The organism is Halalkaliarchaeum sp. AArc-GB, assembly GCF_031432225.1.
In the GTDB taxonomy this organism is placed as follows: domain Archaea; phylum Halobacteriota; class Halobacteria; order Halobacteriales; family Haloferacaceae; genus Halalkaliarchaeum.
Genome location: NZ_JAVKGM010000001.1, coordinates 200,464 through 213,931 on the forward strand (window position 1 = coordinate 200,464; position 13,468 = coordinate 213,931).

Annotated in this window: 13 protein-coding genes; 10 read left to right on the forward strand and 3 right to left on the reverse strand. The window is 64.9% G+C overall.

The window, feature by feature from the left end:
* Window positions 1-107: 107 nt before the first annotated feature.
* The 8 genes from RH858_RS01050 to RH858_RS01085 all read left to right on the forward strand — a co-directional run bounded on the left by RH858_RS01050 (window position 108) and on the right by RH858_RS01085 (window position 7,883).
* Window positions 108-3,035, forward strand: a complete 2,928-nt coding sequence (locus RH858_RS01050; RefSeq protein WP_259533335.1) for a molybdopterin-dependent oxidoreductase — start codon at window positions 108-110, stop codon at window positions 3,033-3,035.
* Window positions 3,036-3,041: 6 nt separating this feature from the next.
* A complete protein-coding gene (locus tag RH858_RS01055) occupies window positions 3,042-3,605 on the forward strand; it encodes a 4Fe-4S dicluster domain-containing protein (RefSeq protein WP_259533336.1) in 564 nt (187 codons plus the stop codon).
* Between the two features lie 18 nt (window positions 3,606-3,623).
* A complete protein-coding gene (locus RH858_RS01060) occupies window positions 3,624-3,944 on the forward strand; it encodes a hypothetical protein (RefSeq protein WP_259533338.1) in 321 nt (106 codons plus the stop codon).
* Window positions 3,944-4,942: a cytochrome b/b6 domain-containing protein gene (locus RH858_RS01065; protein WP_259533340.1), complete on the forward strand. Its 999-nt coding sequence runs from the start codon at window positions 3,944-3,946 to the stop codon at window positions 4,940-4,942. Before RH858_RS01060 ends, RH858_RS01065 begins: the two co-directional genes overlap by 1 nt.
* A complete protein-coding gene (locus RH858_RS01070; protein ID WP_259533341.1) occupies window positions 4,935-5,579 on the forward strand; it encodes a molecular chaperone TorD family protein in 645 nt (214 codons plus the stop codon). Before RH858_RS01065 ends, RH858_RS01070 begins: the two co-directional genes overlap by 8 nt.
* 208 nt (window positions 5,580-5,787) lie before the next feature.
* A complete protein-coding gene (locus tag RH858_RS01075) occupies window positions 5,788-6,270 on the forward strand; it encodes a dihydrofolate reductase (RefSeq protein WP_259533342.1) in 483 nt (160 codons plus the stop codon).
* A 94-nt stretch (window positions 6,271-6,364) separates the two neighbouring features.
* Complete coding sequence (yqeC, locus tag RH858_RS01080; protein ID WP_259533345.1) at window positions 6,365-7,099, forward strand: selenium cofactor biosynthesis protein YqeC; 735 nt, start codon at window positions 6,365-6,367, stop codon at window positions 7,097-7,099.
* Window positions 7,100-7,181: 82 nt separating this feature from the next.
* Entirely contained in the window at window positions 7,182-7,883 is a 702-nt protein-coding gene (locus RH858_RS01085) for a type I 3-dehydroquinate dehydratase (protein ID WP_310560967.1), read from the forward strand.
* A 60-nt stretch (window positions 7,884-7,943) separates the two neighbouring features.
* Here the strand turns inward: RH858_RS01085 and RH858_RS01090 are convergent, their stop codons facing one another.
* The gene (locus tag RH858_RS01090) at window positions 7,944-9,197 is read right to left on the reverse strand and encodes a phosphohydrolase (protein ID WP_310560968.1); all 1,254 of its coding nucleotides are present in this window, start codon (window positions 9,195-9,197) and stop codon (window positions 7,944-7,946) included.
* A 109-nt stretch (window positions 9,198-9,306) separates the two neighbouring features.
* On the opposite strand from RH858_RS01090, the gene rnhB reads away from it, so the two are divergent.
* A complete protein-coding gene (gene rnhB / locus RH858_RS01095; protein ID WP_259533348.1) occupies window positions 9,307-9,981 on the forward strand; it encodes a ribonuclease HII in 675 nt (224 codons plus the stop codon).
* Between the two features lie 7 nt (window positions 9,982-9,988).
* On the opposite strand, the gene glmM is transcribed toward rnhB, so the two are convergent.
* Together glmM and lrp are read right to left on the reverse strand one after the other, a co-directional pair.
* Entirely contained in the window at window positions 9,989-11,416 is a 1,428-nt protein-coding gene (gene glmM, locus RH858_RS01100) for a phosphoglucosamine mutase (protein ID WP_259533350.1), read from the reverse strand.
* 81 nt (window positions 11,417-11,497) lie between these two features.
* The gene (gene lrp / locus RH858_RS01105) at window positions 11,498-11,956 is read right to left on the reverse strand and encodes an HTH-type transcriptional regulator Lrp (protein ID WP_259533351.1); all 459 of its coding nucleotides are present in this window, start codon (window positions 11,954-11,956) and stop codon (window positions 11,498-11,500) included.
* A gap of 126 nt (window positions 11,957-12,082) precedes the next feature.
* On the opposite strand from lrp, the gene glnA reads away from it, so the two are divergent.
* A complete protein-coding gene (gene glnA / locus RH858_RS01110) occupies window positions 12,083-13,453 on the forward strand; it encodes a type I glutamate--ammonia ligase (RefSeq protein WP_259533352.1) in 1,371 nt (456 codons plus the stop codon).
* Window positions 13,454-13,468: the final 15 nt, after the last annotated feature.

Below are 13,468 nucleotides of genomic sequence, written 5' to 3' on the forward strand. Positions count from 1 at the left end.
TATGGTATTAAATTTGGTGCTTAACTTTTCCCATTATTCTAAGGTACGTGGGCTCCCCGGCTGGAACTAAGAACAGCAATCGTGTACGTCTGCGTGGAGATGCACCAATGAGTACGACACCGTCACAGTTCGACATCGAACGCCGGGGAGTCCTCAAGCTCGGAGGGGCCGCCGCGCTTGCTGGACTCGTCGGCGGGCGAACGCTCGTCGAACCCGGGAAAGCCGAGGAAGACGCCGACGAGGAGGGGGAGACAGAACTGGTGAAGACGATCTGTTCACACTGTGCGGTCGGGTGTGGACTGAAAATGGAGGTCAAAGACGACACGGTCGTCGGTCAACAGGCCTGGAAGGACCATCCGATCAACCAGGGCGGACTCTGTTCGAAGGGTGCAAGCCAGGCCCAGACCGTAAACTCGCCGCGACGGCTCAAGGAGCCGGTCAAAAAGGTTGACGGCGAGTGGGTGACCCTCTCGTGGGATGAGGCGATGGACGAAATCGCCGACGAGCTACTCCGAATCCGCGAGGAGTACGGGCCCGACAGCACGATGTGGATGGGGTCGGCGAAGATCAGCAACGAGGAGGCGTACCTGTTCCGGAAGCTCGCGGCCTTTTACGGCACCAACAACGTCGACCACCAGGCGCGGATCTGCCACTCGACGACGGTCGCCGGACTGGCGAACACCTGGGGCTTTGGCGCGATGACCCAGTCGGCAAACGACGTTCAACACGCCGACGCCAACCTCATCATCGGACACAACCCCGCGGAGTCGCATCCGGTGATGATGCGGTACATCCAGCAGGCGCGTCAGAACGGCGGGGACGTGATCGTCGCCGAACCGCGGTTCACCAAGACCGCGGCTCACGCCGACGAGTACGTCCGATTCCGGCCCGGAACGGACGTCGCGTTCATCAACGGTCTCCTCTATCACATCATCTACAACCTCGAGGCCCACGACGAGGAATTCCTCGCGGACCGCGTCTACGGCTGGGAGGAAGTCAAAGAAAACGTCGCCGACTACGACCTCGAGACGGTTTCGGACATCACGTGGGTCGACGTCGAAGACATCAAAGACGTCGCGGAGACGCTCGTCGACTCCGACGTCAGTACAGTGGAGTGGTCGATGGGGTCGACCCAACACACCACCGGCACGCAGAACATCCGGTCGTACGCGATCCTCAACTTGACGCTGGGCGATTCGGGACAGGTCGGCGGCGGGAATAACCCGGTGAGGGGCCACGACAACGTCCAGGGTGCGACGGACATGTGCATTCTCTCGCACACGCTCCCGGGCTACTACGGTCTCGACGACGGTGCGTGGGATCACTGGACGAACGTCTGGTCGGAAACGCCGAGCACCAGCGGGACCATCACCCGCGAGGAACTCCTGGCGGATCACTTCCACAGCCAGGACCTGATGAATAAGAACGGTCTCACGGTGAGCCGCTGGTTCGAGGGCGCCCTCGAGGACGACGAACGGAAGGGTGGTCTCTACCAGCCCAACCCAGTGAAGGCCGTGATGGTGTGGGGTCACTCGCTGAACTCCCTCAGCGAGATGAAGCGGGTTAAACAGGGCCTCGAGAACGTCGATCTGGTCGTCGGCGTCGACCCCTTCCCTGGCCTGTCGGGAACGCTTGCGGACCGAGACGACGGGATCATCCTGCTGCCGGCTGCAACACGACAGGAAGGTGAAGGCAGCGTTACGGCGACGAACCGCTCGGTGCAGTGGCGCTACCAGGCGGTGACGCCGCGGCACAACTCCAGGACCGACTTCGACATGCTCACCGACCTGGCCGAGCGACTCGGCTTCGCCGAGCACTTCGACTACGACGCAGTCGAGGAGGTGACCGACGAGTACAACCTCGGCATGCGCTCGATCGGTCAGATCGGTCAGACACCCGAGCGTATCAAGGCCCACATGGAGAACAGCCACGTGTTCAGCTCGGAGACGCTCCAGGCGGAAGTCACCGAGAGCCACGACCTCCACGGGGAGTACTTCGGGCTGCCGTGGCCCTGCTGGCACGAAGATCACCCCGGAACTACGATCCTCTACCGCGACAGCGTGCATCCTGCCGAGGGCGGGCTCGACTTCCGTGCCCGGTGGGGGACGGAGGCCCCGGACGGCGAGACCCTCCTCCGGAACAGCTACGATCCCGACTGGTGGGACGGCGAGATCGAGGGCGTCCCGCAGTACCCTGGGTACGCGACGGAGCTGCCGGACGGAACGACACCCGCCGCTCCGACGACCCCGATCGAATACGCGCTCAGCGAGGATCACTCGGTGTACGACGCCGCACAGGCGGTCGACGGAGTCGACGCCGCGGAGTTCGCCGAGTTCGACAACGAACAGCCCGACCCACCGACCGGTCGCGGTCGTGCCCGTGCCCGTGCCTGGAACCTCCCTGACGACGTGCCAAAACACCGGGAACCGGTCGAGACGCCCCGGAAGGACCTAATCGACGAGTACCCCAACTACGAGCGCCAGGAGGACTTCTACCGCCTGGACCTCGACAACCGCGGCGCACAGGAGGAACGCCGGGACCTGGTCGACGACTTCGAGTTCGTCCTCACCACTGGCCGGCAGGTGGAACACCAGGGCGGCGGCTACACCACGCGGAACACGATGGGCACCGCGAACCGCGCACCCATGATGTACGCCGAGATCCACCCGAACGTCGCGAACGAGCTGAACGTCGACACCGGCGAGTGGATCTGGGTAAAGACCGATCCCGGACGGATGCTCGTGCAGGCTCGCGTCACCGAACGCGTGAACGACGAGGAGGTGTTCCTCCCGTTCCACTGGGGCGGCCTGTTCGAAGGCGAGTCCTACACCGACCGGTATCCCGAGGGAACGGAACCGCTCGTGATCGGCGATTCGGCGAACATCGGGACGTCGGTCGGCTACGACGCCGTCACCAACATGCAGGCGACGAAGGTGACCCTGTGTGGCCTCGAGCCGGCGAGCGCCGACGAGATTCCGGAGCTTCCGGAGAAGCAGCAAGCCTACCAGAAGCAGCGCGGATTCAAAAAGAGGTGATCTCCAATGAGCGCAAACACACCCCTTAGAGTGATTCCCAAGGTGGGAGCCTGTATCGACTGCGGCGCCTGCAACGTCGCATGTAAAGACGAGTGGGACCTCTCGGACAACAACGACCGCATCGCGGTCGTCACCCACAACGAAGGAACGGGAGGTGGCCGGTTCAGTGCGGGCGAAACCAGCGTCCCGATGTCCTGTTACCACTGTGCGGAGGCACCGTGTAAGGAGGTGTGCCCCACTGACGCGATTTATCGTGACGAGCACGGACTGGTTCAGGTCGAGAAGGACGACTGCATCGGCTGTTCGTACTGTGCCTGGGCGTGTCCGTTCGGTGCAACCCAGTTCCCCGACGAGATCGAATCGACGGGCAACGCCGGGACGATGGACAAGTGTACCGGCTGCGTCGAGCGGATCGAGGAGGACGAAAACCCGGTCTGCTTCGACCAGTGTGCGACGGACGCGCTGGCGTACGGAACGCCATCGGAGATCGCACAGGAGCTCCGGGGTGACCGAAGCGCGGATATGTTCCGGGGAGACCTCGGTGACGTCGTGTTCGGCGGGTCGCTGTAACCGTCACTGACCGCAACCATGGCCAGTCAAACAATCGACGTCGACGGCGGCGGGATCTCGGGCACGATCGCCCAGTACCGCTCGCAGATCGCGGCGGTCCTCACAGTAGTGGTAGTTGCCGTCGTGCTGTTCGCACTCGACGCGATCGCGGTACCCCTCGAGACCGGGGAGACGCTTCGCGTCGCCGGCAGCGCCGCCATTGCGGGCGGCGACTCCGTGTACAACCAGTACGCCGGTCTCTGGTTGGCGGTTCGGGCGACCATGGGTGCCTACATCGTCTTCGTCGCGGTCTTCATCTCGGTGCTCGCGTTCGCGACCTGGAAGGAGGTGCTCGAATAATGGCAACCGAAACCGACTCCGGCGCGTTCGGACGGATCAATCGCTTTTCGGACGTTCAGGTGTACGTCCACGCGACCGCGGCCCTGTCGATATTCTTCCTGTATCTGACGGGGCTGCCGATCACTTTCAGCGAGCACCTCGGATGGCTCTTTGCGATCTTCGGCTACGGTAACGTGGTGCTGTTGCACATTATTGCCGGCGTCGCGCTCATTCTGGTGGGTATCTACTACGTGTCGTATCTCCTGCTCGGAGTTCTTTCCGGACGCGCTGGCATCCCGGCGGTGCCGACCCTCGAGGACGCCCGTGAGGCGGTACAGTACGGGAAGTATCTGGGGGGGAGAGCGAACAAACCCGAGGCGGACAAGTACGGCTGGCTCCAGAAGGCCGAAGTCGGCGTGATCGTTACCGAACTCACGCTTATAAGCCTCACCGGCCTGCTGCTCTGGTACAGGGGGCTGTTCGTTTCACCCGAGTTCCGGGCACTGCTCGGCGGTCACGAGCCGCTGGCGGACTTCATGCTCCTTATCGCTCGGGACATCCACCTTATCTTCGCGCTGACGTTCCTGATGGGGATCGCGTTCCACCTCTACATCGTGAACGTCAAAGAGAAGTATCCGTTCAACGAGACGATGTTCTCCGGCGACGTCTCCGTCGACCGCGCGGCGCATCACTGGCCGGCGTGGGTCAAAAAGAAGCTCGGCGAGCTTCCGGGCCACGCCGAGACCGCAGCTCCCTCCAAGAAAACGCTGGCCGGGATCACCTTCGCGTTGCTCGTGTTCTTTGCGGTGGTCGTGACGGCGACGCTGTTTGCCGCCGTGTTCTCGCCGCTACCGACCCGCGATTACCTGCTCGCAGTGTCGGGAGACGTCCTCGCACAGGGGGTGACCGGCGTCGTCTACTTCATCGGACTGAACGTCGCCGTTCTGATGGTTCTCGGCGGGAGCGCCGCGATCATCTACGGAATAGGCAAACGGCTCCGGGGTGAGTACGATGTCTGAACCGACGAACGCCCCTCGAGACCGGGAACCCGACACCGGCGAGACGCTTTCGGAACTGTACCGGTTCGTCTCGGGCGTCCTGGCGGATCCACCGTCCGCGGCAGCCATCGAGGAGTTCCAGGCCGGGGCGATTCCCGAGCCGGATGGACTCCCACCCGGAGCGCTCCGTGAGGGGTTCGGTTCCCTCCGGGAGTGGGCTGACGGGGTCGAGGCTCCGGCCGAGGCGGCGGCGGAGCTCGAGCGGGAACACACCCGGCTGTTTGTCGGTCCCCGACCGAGTCTCCAGGTCCACGAGTCGTACTACGCCGACGACTATCTGGGTGAACCGCTGGCGGCGGTGAAGGGCACTTACGCCGGCCTCGGTATCCAACCGAGTGAGGACCTCAAGGAGGAGGCCGACCACGCCGCCGTCGAACTCGCGGCGCTTTCGGTGTTGAGTCGACGGGAAGGGGAGAGCCCCGACGACAAGCGACTGTTCCTCCGGGATCACGGCTGGTGGCTTCCGGAACTGGCTGCAGACCTTCGCGATTCGGCAGACAGTCAGTTTTACCGCGCGATCGCCGACGTTTTGGACGGGCTGGTGCGGTTCGACGCGGAACGGTTCGAGGTCGGCCTCGAATCCAGTTCGAACCCGTAGCCCTCCCGGTGGCGATCCGGGGTTTTTCCCCGCCTTCTTGTTCCGTCAGTCGAATCGCTGCACGCTGTGTCCGTGGCCCCCGATCGCACAGCATCGTGTCGGGTTTCTTCTCGGTAACAGCCGCAGACGGAGACGATTACGGGATCCACGGGGACGATTACGGGATCCACGGAGGCGATTAAGGCGCCGCGACTCGAAGGCGTCGACCATGGAACTCGTTACAGTCGCTGCGGTGGCAGAAAACGGCGTGATCGGCAACGACGGAGAACTTCCGTGGCCGAGCGTTCCCGCGGACAAACGGCAGTACCGTGATCGGATCGCGGACGCGACCGTGATTTTGGGCCGCGTCACGTTCGAATCGATGGTGGACGACCTCCCGGGAACTGCACAGGTCGTCTTGAGTCGCTCCCAGCGGGAGTTCGACGTCGAGACGGCTCACCACGCCTCTGACGTCGACGACGCCATTGCGGTCGCCGAGTCACTCGGGGGGGACCGAGCGTACGTAATCGGGGGTGCCGTCATCTACGATCTTTTCCAGCCAGTCGTCGACCGGATGGTGTTGAGTCGGATTCCCGGTGAATACGACGGAGACGCGTACTTCCCCGAGTGGGACGCCGACGAGTGGGAGCTGGTCGACCGGGTCGAGTACGACGATTTTACCCTCGAAGAGTGGGTTCGGTCCTCGAATTAACGGGGTTTTTCAGATAGCGCAGTTGAATGCGCCCGGACTGCAGTTCGGGCTAGCGATCGAAACGTACACACGCCTGGCGATTCGATCACCACTAATGACCGGAAACGAGGGGCTCGTCGACGCACTCGCGGTCGGCGAGGATCCCACGATCTGCATGGTCGGTGCCGGCGGCAAGAAGACGACGATGTACGCGCTTTCTGCCCGGATGGAACGTTCCATCGTCACCTCGACCGTCCGCATTCCGATCTTCGATTCACACGTCGCCAGCGTGGCCGTCACCCGGTCGCCGACCGAAGTGCTTCGCGAAGCCGATCCCGAAGATTTCCCCCTCGGGCTGGTTCCGACACAGGAGCGGTCGGATCGGTATCTCGGCTACGGCCCCGAGACGGTCGACGAGATCGCCGCCGAACACGACGGACCGGTGCTGGTGAAGGCCGACGGCGCGCGAACCCGGACGTTCAAGGCCCCGAACGAGCGGGAACCACAGCTTCCGTCGGCCGTCGACGTGGTCGTTCCGATCACCAGCGTCCGCGTGGTCGGCCGTCCCCTCACCGACGAGTGGGTCCACAGGCCGGAACGGGTCGCCGAACTCACCGGGCTGTCGGTCGGCGATCGGGTAACTCCCGAAACGGTCGCGACCGTGCTCGCAAGCGACTCGGGCGGGCTGAAGGACGTCCCGGACGACGCGTCCGTGATCCCGCTTCTCACCCAGATCGACACCGACGACGACGAGCGTGCAGCCCGCGAAATCGCCGACGGCATCCACGCCCGGACCGACGTTTTGCGGGTCGCGTTCAGCCGGCTAGACGTCTTCGACGTCGTGGAGTAGTCGCCGATTCCCTCGCGTCCGGCCCGCCCCGGCGCGTGCGGAGAGCCGACCATTTTTGTCCGGACCCCACCACCGGACCGGTATGGACGCCGACCTCGACGGGTTTACCCTGTGTGCCAGCACGGCCGACCTCTCCCGGGAACCTGTTGCCCGCGATCGCGCCGACGCAGTCGAGTTCCGAATGGACCTCGCGGACGAGCCGACCGCCGATCTCGAGTCGTACGACGGCGAACTGCCGATCGTCGTCACGAACCGCGCGGAGTGGGAGGGGGGCGGTGCCGAGGATCTCGGCCGGTACGACGAACTGACCGACGCCGTCGCCCACGACGCTGTCGTCGCCGTCGACATCGAACTTTCCGCGTTACGGGGCAACGCTCCCGAGGGCGAACAGCCACACGCCGTCGCGCTCCGGGAGACCGCCCGCGAGAAGGGAGTCACCGTGATCGCGTCGGTCCACGACTTCGAGAGCACTCCCAAGGAGGACGTGCTGGTAGAGCTACTCGCGGACGCCGCCGCCGAGGGCGACGTCGCGAAGCTCGCGACGACCGCAGAGGGGAGGGTAGACGCCCTCGCGATGCTCTCTGCGACCCACCGGGCGACGGCAGCCGGACACGACGTCGCCACGATGTGTATGGGCGAGGCGGGCAGACACACCCGGGCAGTGACGCCGATTTACGGCTCTCTGATCGGCTACGCGCCGGTCGATCCCGACGAAGCCACCGCTCCCGGTCAGTACGACCTGGCGTCGCTGCGGAGCCTGCTCGACGGCCTCGGCGTCGAGTGACCCCGTCTCCGTCCTTCCCCGTCTCCGTCCTTCCCCGTCTCCGTCCCGTCTCCGTTCCGTCTACTCGTCGTTCGTGACGTCCCCGTCGTTCGAGTCTGCCGCCCGGTCGACGCTTTCCTCCGCTTGCTCCGCGACGCGTTCGAACGCCTGAAGGATCACCCGCTTTGCTGCCTGTCCCTCCGTGGTCCAGTGGTGGGCGTAATCCAGCATGTCGTCGTAGATGTCGGGCTTGCAGCCGGCGGCGCGCGGGTGACCGCCCCCCTGCACCTGCCCGGCAACCTCGTGTGCGCGCTCGAACCCATCGCTGCCCCGGATGCTCGCGCTCCCGGCCGGTTTGACGATCACGGCCGCGTCGGCGCCCGCCTCCCGTAGCGCCTCGGCGACTTCGTTTTGCGAACACCGGCCGTACGTGACCCCGACGGTCCAGGGGCCCACATCGGTCGTGACGGCCCGGTCGACCGCCGCCTCGATCCGTCGCTGCTTTTCGACCCGTCGTTCCTCGAGGAACCCCTCGACCGGCCCCGGGAGGTCGACCCCGTAGGCGCCCACCACGGTGACGTACTCCTCGGGATCCGCCCAGTGGGCGTAATCTGCGAGGTCGTCGCTTCGGGGATCCTCCTTCAGCCAGAGGTCGTGATCCCGCGTGACTGCCGCGAGTTCGCGGAACCGATCGGGGAACTCGTACTCCAGCGATCGCAACGCCACGTCGACTGTACACTCCTCGTCGGATTCGCCGACGACGAGCTGTGCGCCGGCCTCCCGAACAGCGGTAGCGACGTCGTCGTCCCACTGGTGGTGATCGTACCACGAGACCCGATCACACCGGCCGACGAGCGTCTCGAGCGGATCGGCGATCGGCTCGTACTCGTCGGGACAGAGGTCACACACGAACAGGTCGATTTCGGGATCTGCGTACTCGGCGACCTGTTCGAGCGCGTTCGAAAGCGAGTACGGGCTGGCGGCCAGAAGCGCCACCGTCGATTCGGCGTGCGCGTTCGCGGTCGGGTCCTCGTCGGTGTCGTCTACCGCCCCGTCGTCGGGTTCGGGGTCCTCGGAGAGCTGTCGTTCCAGTTCCGCCTCGAAGTCGGCGACGTCCAGTGCCGCGTCGTACAGCTCCCGGAGGAGCGCGACACAGCCCAGCCCGTCGGCGTCGGAGTCGGTAACGACTACGACTTCGGAGCCCTCGATCGCTTCCTTCGCGCGCTGTTGTGCCCGCTGTTTTCCGAGGGAGTCCGGATAGAAGAACCCCGCCCCGGGGAGCCGCGACCGTCGAGAGAGCGGAACGTCCTCGGCGTGGATGAGGTCGTCGTCCATACTCCGGCTGCGGGCGGGACCGGGAAAACTCCGCCGTTGTGGATCCGCGTCCGATCGACGCCGACGGCGAGGGAAACACACTTGAGGGGATCCATCCAACTCGCCACCCGTGCACGTCGGCGCAGACGAAGCCGGAAAAGGGCCCGTGCTCGGTCCGATGATCGCAGCCGCGGTGCGGTCGCCCACCGAGGCCATTCCCGAAGACGTGGCCGACTCCAAGCGCCTCTCATCCGATCGCCGCGAACTGCTCGACCGGCAGCTCCGGGAACACCCCGACGTCGAGGTCGCCGTCGCCGCCGTCGAGCCCGTCAGGATCGACAGCCTCGAAACCGACATGAACGGCCTCACGGTCGCGGCACAGGCCCGTGCGCTTTCGGCGGTCGTCGACGACGGCGACGTGGCGATCGTCGACGCCGGCGACGTCTCGGAGTCGCGGTTCGCGCGTCGCGTCCGCGAGGGCGTCGAAGACCGCGGCGTGGGGATACAGGTGACCGCCGAGCACGGCGCGGACGACAGACATCCGATCGTCGCGGCCGCGAGCGTCGTCGCGAAAGTCGAACGAGACCGCCGAATGGAACTGATCGACGAGGAGTACGCTCCTCGAGTGACCGACGAGGGGATCGATACGATCGGAAGCGGCTATCCGAGCGATCCGGCGACTCGCAAGTTCCTCCGGGCGTACGTCCGCGAACACGGCGACGTCCCCGACTGCGCCCGTCGGTCGTGGGCGACGTGTGCGGACGTCCTCGCGGCGGCCGAACAGTCGTCTCTCGGCGAGTTTTGAGCGTCGACTATGCCGCTGTGGCGGTCCCTTCGCGAGCGCGCTCGAGCGTCGCGTAGAGGTCGTCCGCGAGTTCGTGTGCTCGATCAGAATCACGCGCCTCCGCGTAGATGCGGATCTTCGGCTCGGTACCGGAGGGACGGACCAGCACCCACGCGTCGCCGTAGTCGAGCCGGTAGCCGTCGGTCGTGTCCGGTTCGGCGTCGGCCTCGCGGACGTACTCCGCGGCGGCTTCGAGCATCGCCTCGAGCTGCCGGTCGTCGTCGTATTCGAGGTTGTGCCGGACGTTCACGTACTCCCGGTATGGGGCGACGAGTTCGCTCACCGTCGCGTCCGTTCTCGCGAGAAGTTCGAGGAACCGCGCGCCGATGAGGGCACCGTCCCGCACGAGGGCGTCCTCCGGGAAGAACAGCCCGCCGTTCCCTTCGCCTGCTATCGGGACGCGCCTGGGTTCGTCGACGCCCTCGCTCGGGCTGGCAGTGTCCGAGACGCCGTCGATCCCCCACAGCTCGCGAACGCGCGTGATGATGTTTGTCGCCCCGATCGGCGTGAGTTCGAGGTCCGCGCCGACCTCGTTGCAGACGTCGACCAGGCGCTGTGAGACGTTCACTGCCGACACGGTCACATCGCCCGGTTCAAGCGCCGACGCAGCGAGTGCCGCAAACGAGGCGTCACCCTCTACGTACTCGCCGTTCTCGTCGACGAAGATCGCCCGGTCCGCGTCGCCGTCGTGGGCGATCCCGACGTCGGCGTCGGAGGCGCGGACGAGTCGCCGGAGGTCGTCGAGATGCTCCGGCACCGGTTCGGGAAGCCGACCCGGGAAGTGGCCGTCGGGCTGGCCGTTCACCGTCACTACGTTACAACCCAACTGCCTGAAGAACGTCGGCGAGGTGAGCGCACCGGCACCGTGTGCCGGATCCAGCGCCACAGTCAGCTCGGCGTCGGCGATCGCATCGCGGTCGATCTCCTCGAGGAGCTCCGAGACGTAGATCCGGTTGACGCCGTCGACGTCCCTCGTGCGTCCGGCTTCGTCCCACGCTGCCACCGAAAACGACTCCGTGAGGACGCGTTCTTCGACGCTTTCGAGCGCGTCGACGGACAGTTCGACACCGTCTGCACCGACCAGCTTCACTCCGTTGAACTCCGGCGGATTGTGCGAGGCGGTCAACAGCACTGCCGGCACCCCTTCGCGTCGGCAGTACCGACAGACAGCCGGTGTCGGGGCGACGCCGAGTCGGTCGACGTCGTGGCCGGCGGAGGCGAGCCCTGCAGCCGCCGCGTTCTCGAACAGTTCCCCCGTCGTTCGCGTATCGCGTGAAACGGCGACGCTGTCGGTTTCCCACTCCGACCCCGAGGCCTGTGCGATCCGTAAAACGAGCGACGGCGTGAGGTCCGAGAGCGCGATGCCGCGCGTTCCACTGGACCCGAAAAGTTCCATGCCCGGGCTTGCGGGCCCGGGAGGGAAAGCCGTTCCGACCGAATAGCTATTACCTGAACGACATTTCGTGTCGTCGTCGGCTCACTCGTCTACGTCGAGTTCGAACTGCTCGTTTTCCGTCACCGCGTTGAGCACCACGGCGGTGTTCGATTCGCGGATGTTCTCGTCGGTGAGCAGCTTCTTGATCTGGCGGTTCATCCCGTCGGTGTCGAGGAACTTCCCGACGGCGATCACGTCGTAGTCGCCGGTGACCTCGTACACCGAGATCATCTGCCGTTCGCTCCGTAACCGTTCGGTAATCTCCGGGAGTGCGTCCCCTTCTACCTTCAACTGGAGGATCGCGGTGACGTCGTACCCCAGCGCACCGTAATCGACGATCGGCGTGTATCCCCGGATCACTCCTTCCTCTTCGAGATCGCGGAGATGGTTCGAGACAGTCGTAACGGAGACGTCCAGTTCCTCTGCGAGGCTCCGGAGACTCGCGCGACCGTTGCCCAATAGCTCGTTTACCAACTTGGCGTCGAGGTTTTCGTACGTCATTACATTCACGCTGGGGACGGGAGGCCTATAATTTTACGAATGTCCACTGTCTGAGCAGCCTGGGCGGATTGTGCATCAAACAACAACGTCTTTATACTGGCTGTATTGCGTTCATCCGTCCATAACATGACGGACGAACACAGCGTACCCGACGGCGGACTCTCCGCCGAGGAACAGCAGCTCGTAGAGACCATCGAAGAGGAGGACGTCGACTTCCTCCGGCTACAGTTCACCGATATTTTGGGCACCGTAAAGAACGTCTCGATTCCGGCATCCCAGGCGGAGAAGGCGTTCGCGGAGGGGATCTACTTCGACGGCTCCTCGATCGAGGGGTTCGTCCGGATCCAGGAGTCGGATATGCGGCTCAAGCCGGATCCGGAGTCGTTTGCGGTGTTACCCTGGAGGGACACCAACTCGGGATCGGCCGCCCGCCTCATCTGTGACGTGATCGACACCACCACCGGTGAGCCGTTCGTGGGCGACCCGCGGTACGTCCTCAAGCGGGCGATCGATCGCGCCGAAGAGATGGGGTACACGCTGAACGTCGGTCCGGAGCCGGAGTTCTTCGTGTTCGAGAAGGACGAGAACGGCCGCGCGACGACGACGACCCACGACGCCGGTGGATACTTCGATCTGGCGCCGAAGGACCACGCCTCCGATCTGCGCCGCGATATCATCTACAACCTCGAGGCGATGGGATTCGAGGTGGAGGCGAGCCACCACGAGGTCGCCGAGGGGCAACACGAGATCGACTTCAAATACGACGACGCCCTCACCACCGCCGACAACATCGCCACGTTCCGGTCGGTCGTGCGCGCGACCGCAGAGGAGAAGAACCTGCACGCGACGTTCATGCCCAAGCCGATCGCTCACATCAACGGCTCCGGGATGCACACCCACCTCTCACTTTTCGACGACGGCGAGAACGTGTTCCACGACCCGGACGACGAGTTCAACCTCTCCGGGGAAGCGAAGTCCTTCCTGGCGGGGGTGCTCGAACACGCACCGGCGCTTACGGCGGTGTGCAACCCGACGGTGAACAGCTACAAGCGGCTCGTCCCCGGCTACGAGGCCCCCGTCTACGTCGCCTGGTCGGACGTCAACCGGTCGGCGCTGATCCGCAAGCCCGCCGCGCGCGTGCCGGCCGCCTCGCGGATCGAACTCCGGTCGCCGGATCCCTCGTGTAACCCGTACCTCGCGATCGCGGCGATGCTTCACGCCGGACTCGACGGGATCGAACAGGGGCTGGAAGCGCCCGACCCGGTCCGGGAGAACATCTACGAGTTCGACGAAGCCAAACGCGAGGAGTACGGCATCGACACGCTTCCCGCCAATCTCGGCGAGGCCGTAAGCGCCCTCGAGGACGACGAAGTTGTCCAGGACGCGCTGGGCGAACACGTCTCCGAGAAGTTCATCGAGGCGAAGACACAGGAGTTCGCCGAGTACGTCGCGGAAGTCTCCCAGTGGGAGCTCGACCGGTACCTCGAGAAGTTCTGAAGGGATCCGCGGTCG

Excerpts from the sequence above, each read along its gene's own strand:
- RH858_RS01070 (WP_259533341.1), top strand. The coding sequence starts at position 4,935 with ATGTCTGAACCGACGAACGCCCCTCGAGACCGGGAACCCGACACCGGC.
- RH858_RS01055 (WP_259533336.1), top strand. The coding sequence starts at position 3,042 with ATGAGCGCAAACACACCCCTTAGAGTGATTCCCAAGGTGGGAGCCTGT.
- RH858_RS01065 (WP_259533340.1), top strand. The coding sequence starts at position 3,944 with ATGGCAACCGAAACCGACTCCGGCGCGTTCGGACGGATCAATCGCTTT.
- RH858_RS01060 (WP_259533338.1), top strand. The coding sequence starts at position 3,624 with ATGGCCAGTCAAACAATCGACGTCGACGGCGGCGGGATCTCGGGCACG.
- RH858_RS01050 (WP_259533335.1), top strand. The coding sequence starts at position 108 with ATGAGTACGACACCGTCACAGTTCGACATCGAACGCCGGGGAGTCCTC.
- RH858_RS01085 (WP_310560967.1), top strand. The coding sequence starts at position 7,182 with ATGGACGCCGACCTCGACGGGTTTACCCTGTGTGCCAGCACGGCCGAC.
- RH858_RS01075 (WP_259533342.1), top strand. The coding sequence starts at position 5,788 with ATGGAACTCGTTACAGTCGCTGCGGTGGCAGAAAACGGCGTGATCGGC.
- glnA (WP_259533352.1), top strand. The coding sequence starts at position 12,083 with ATGACGGACGAACACAGCGTACCCGACGGCGGACTCTCCGCCGAGGAA.
- yqeC (WP_259533345.1), top strand. The coding sequence starts at position 6,365 with ATGACCGGAAACGAGGGGCTCGTCGACGCACTCGCGGTCGGCGAGGAT.
- glmM (WP_259533350.1), bottom strand. The coding sequence starts at position 11,416 with ATGGAACTTTTCGGGTCCAGTGGAACGCGCGGCATCGCGCTCTCGGAC.
- lrp (WP_259533351.1), bottom strand. The coding sequence starts at position 11,956 with ATGACGTACGAAAACCTCGACGCCAAGTTGGTAAACGAGCTATTGGGC.
- RH858_RS01090 (WP_310560968.1), bottom strand. The coding sequence starts at position 9,197 with ATGGACGACGACCTCATCCACGCCGAGGACGTTCCGCTCTCTCGACGG.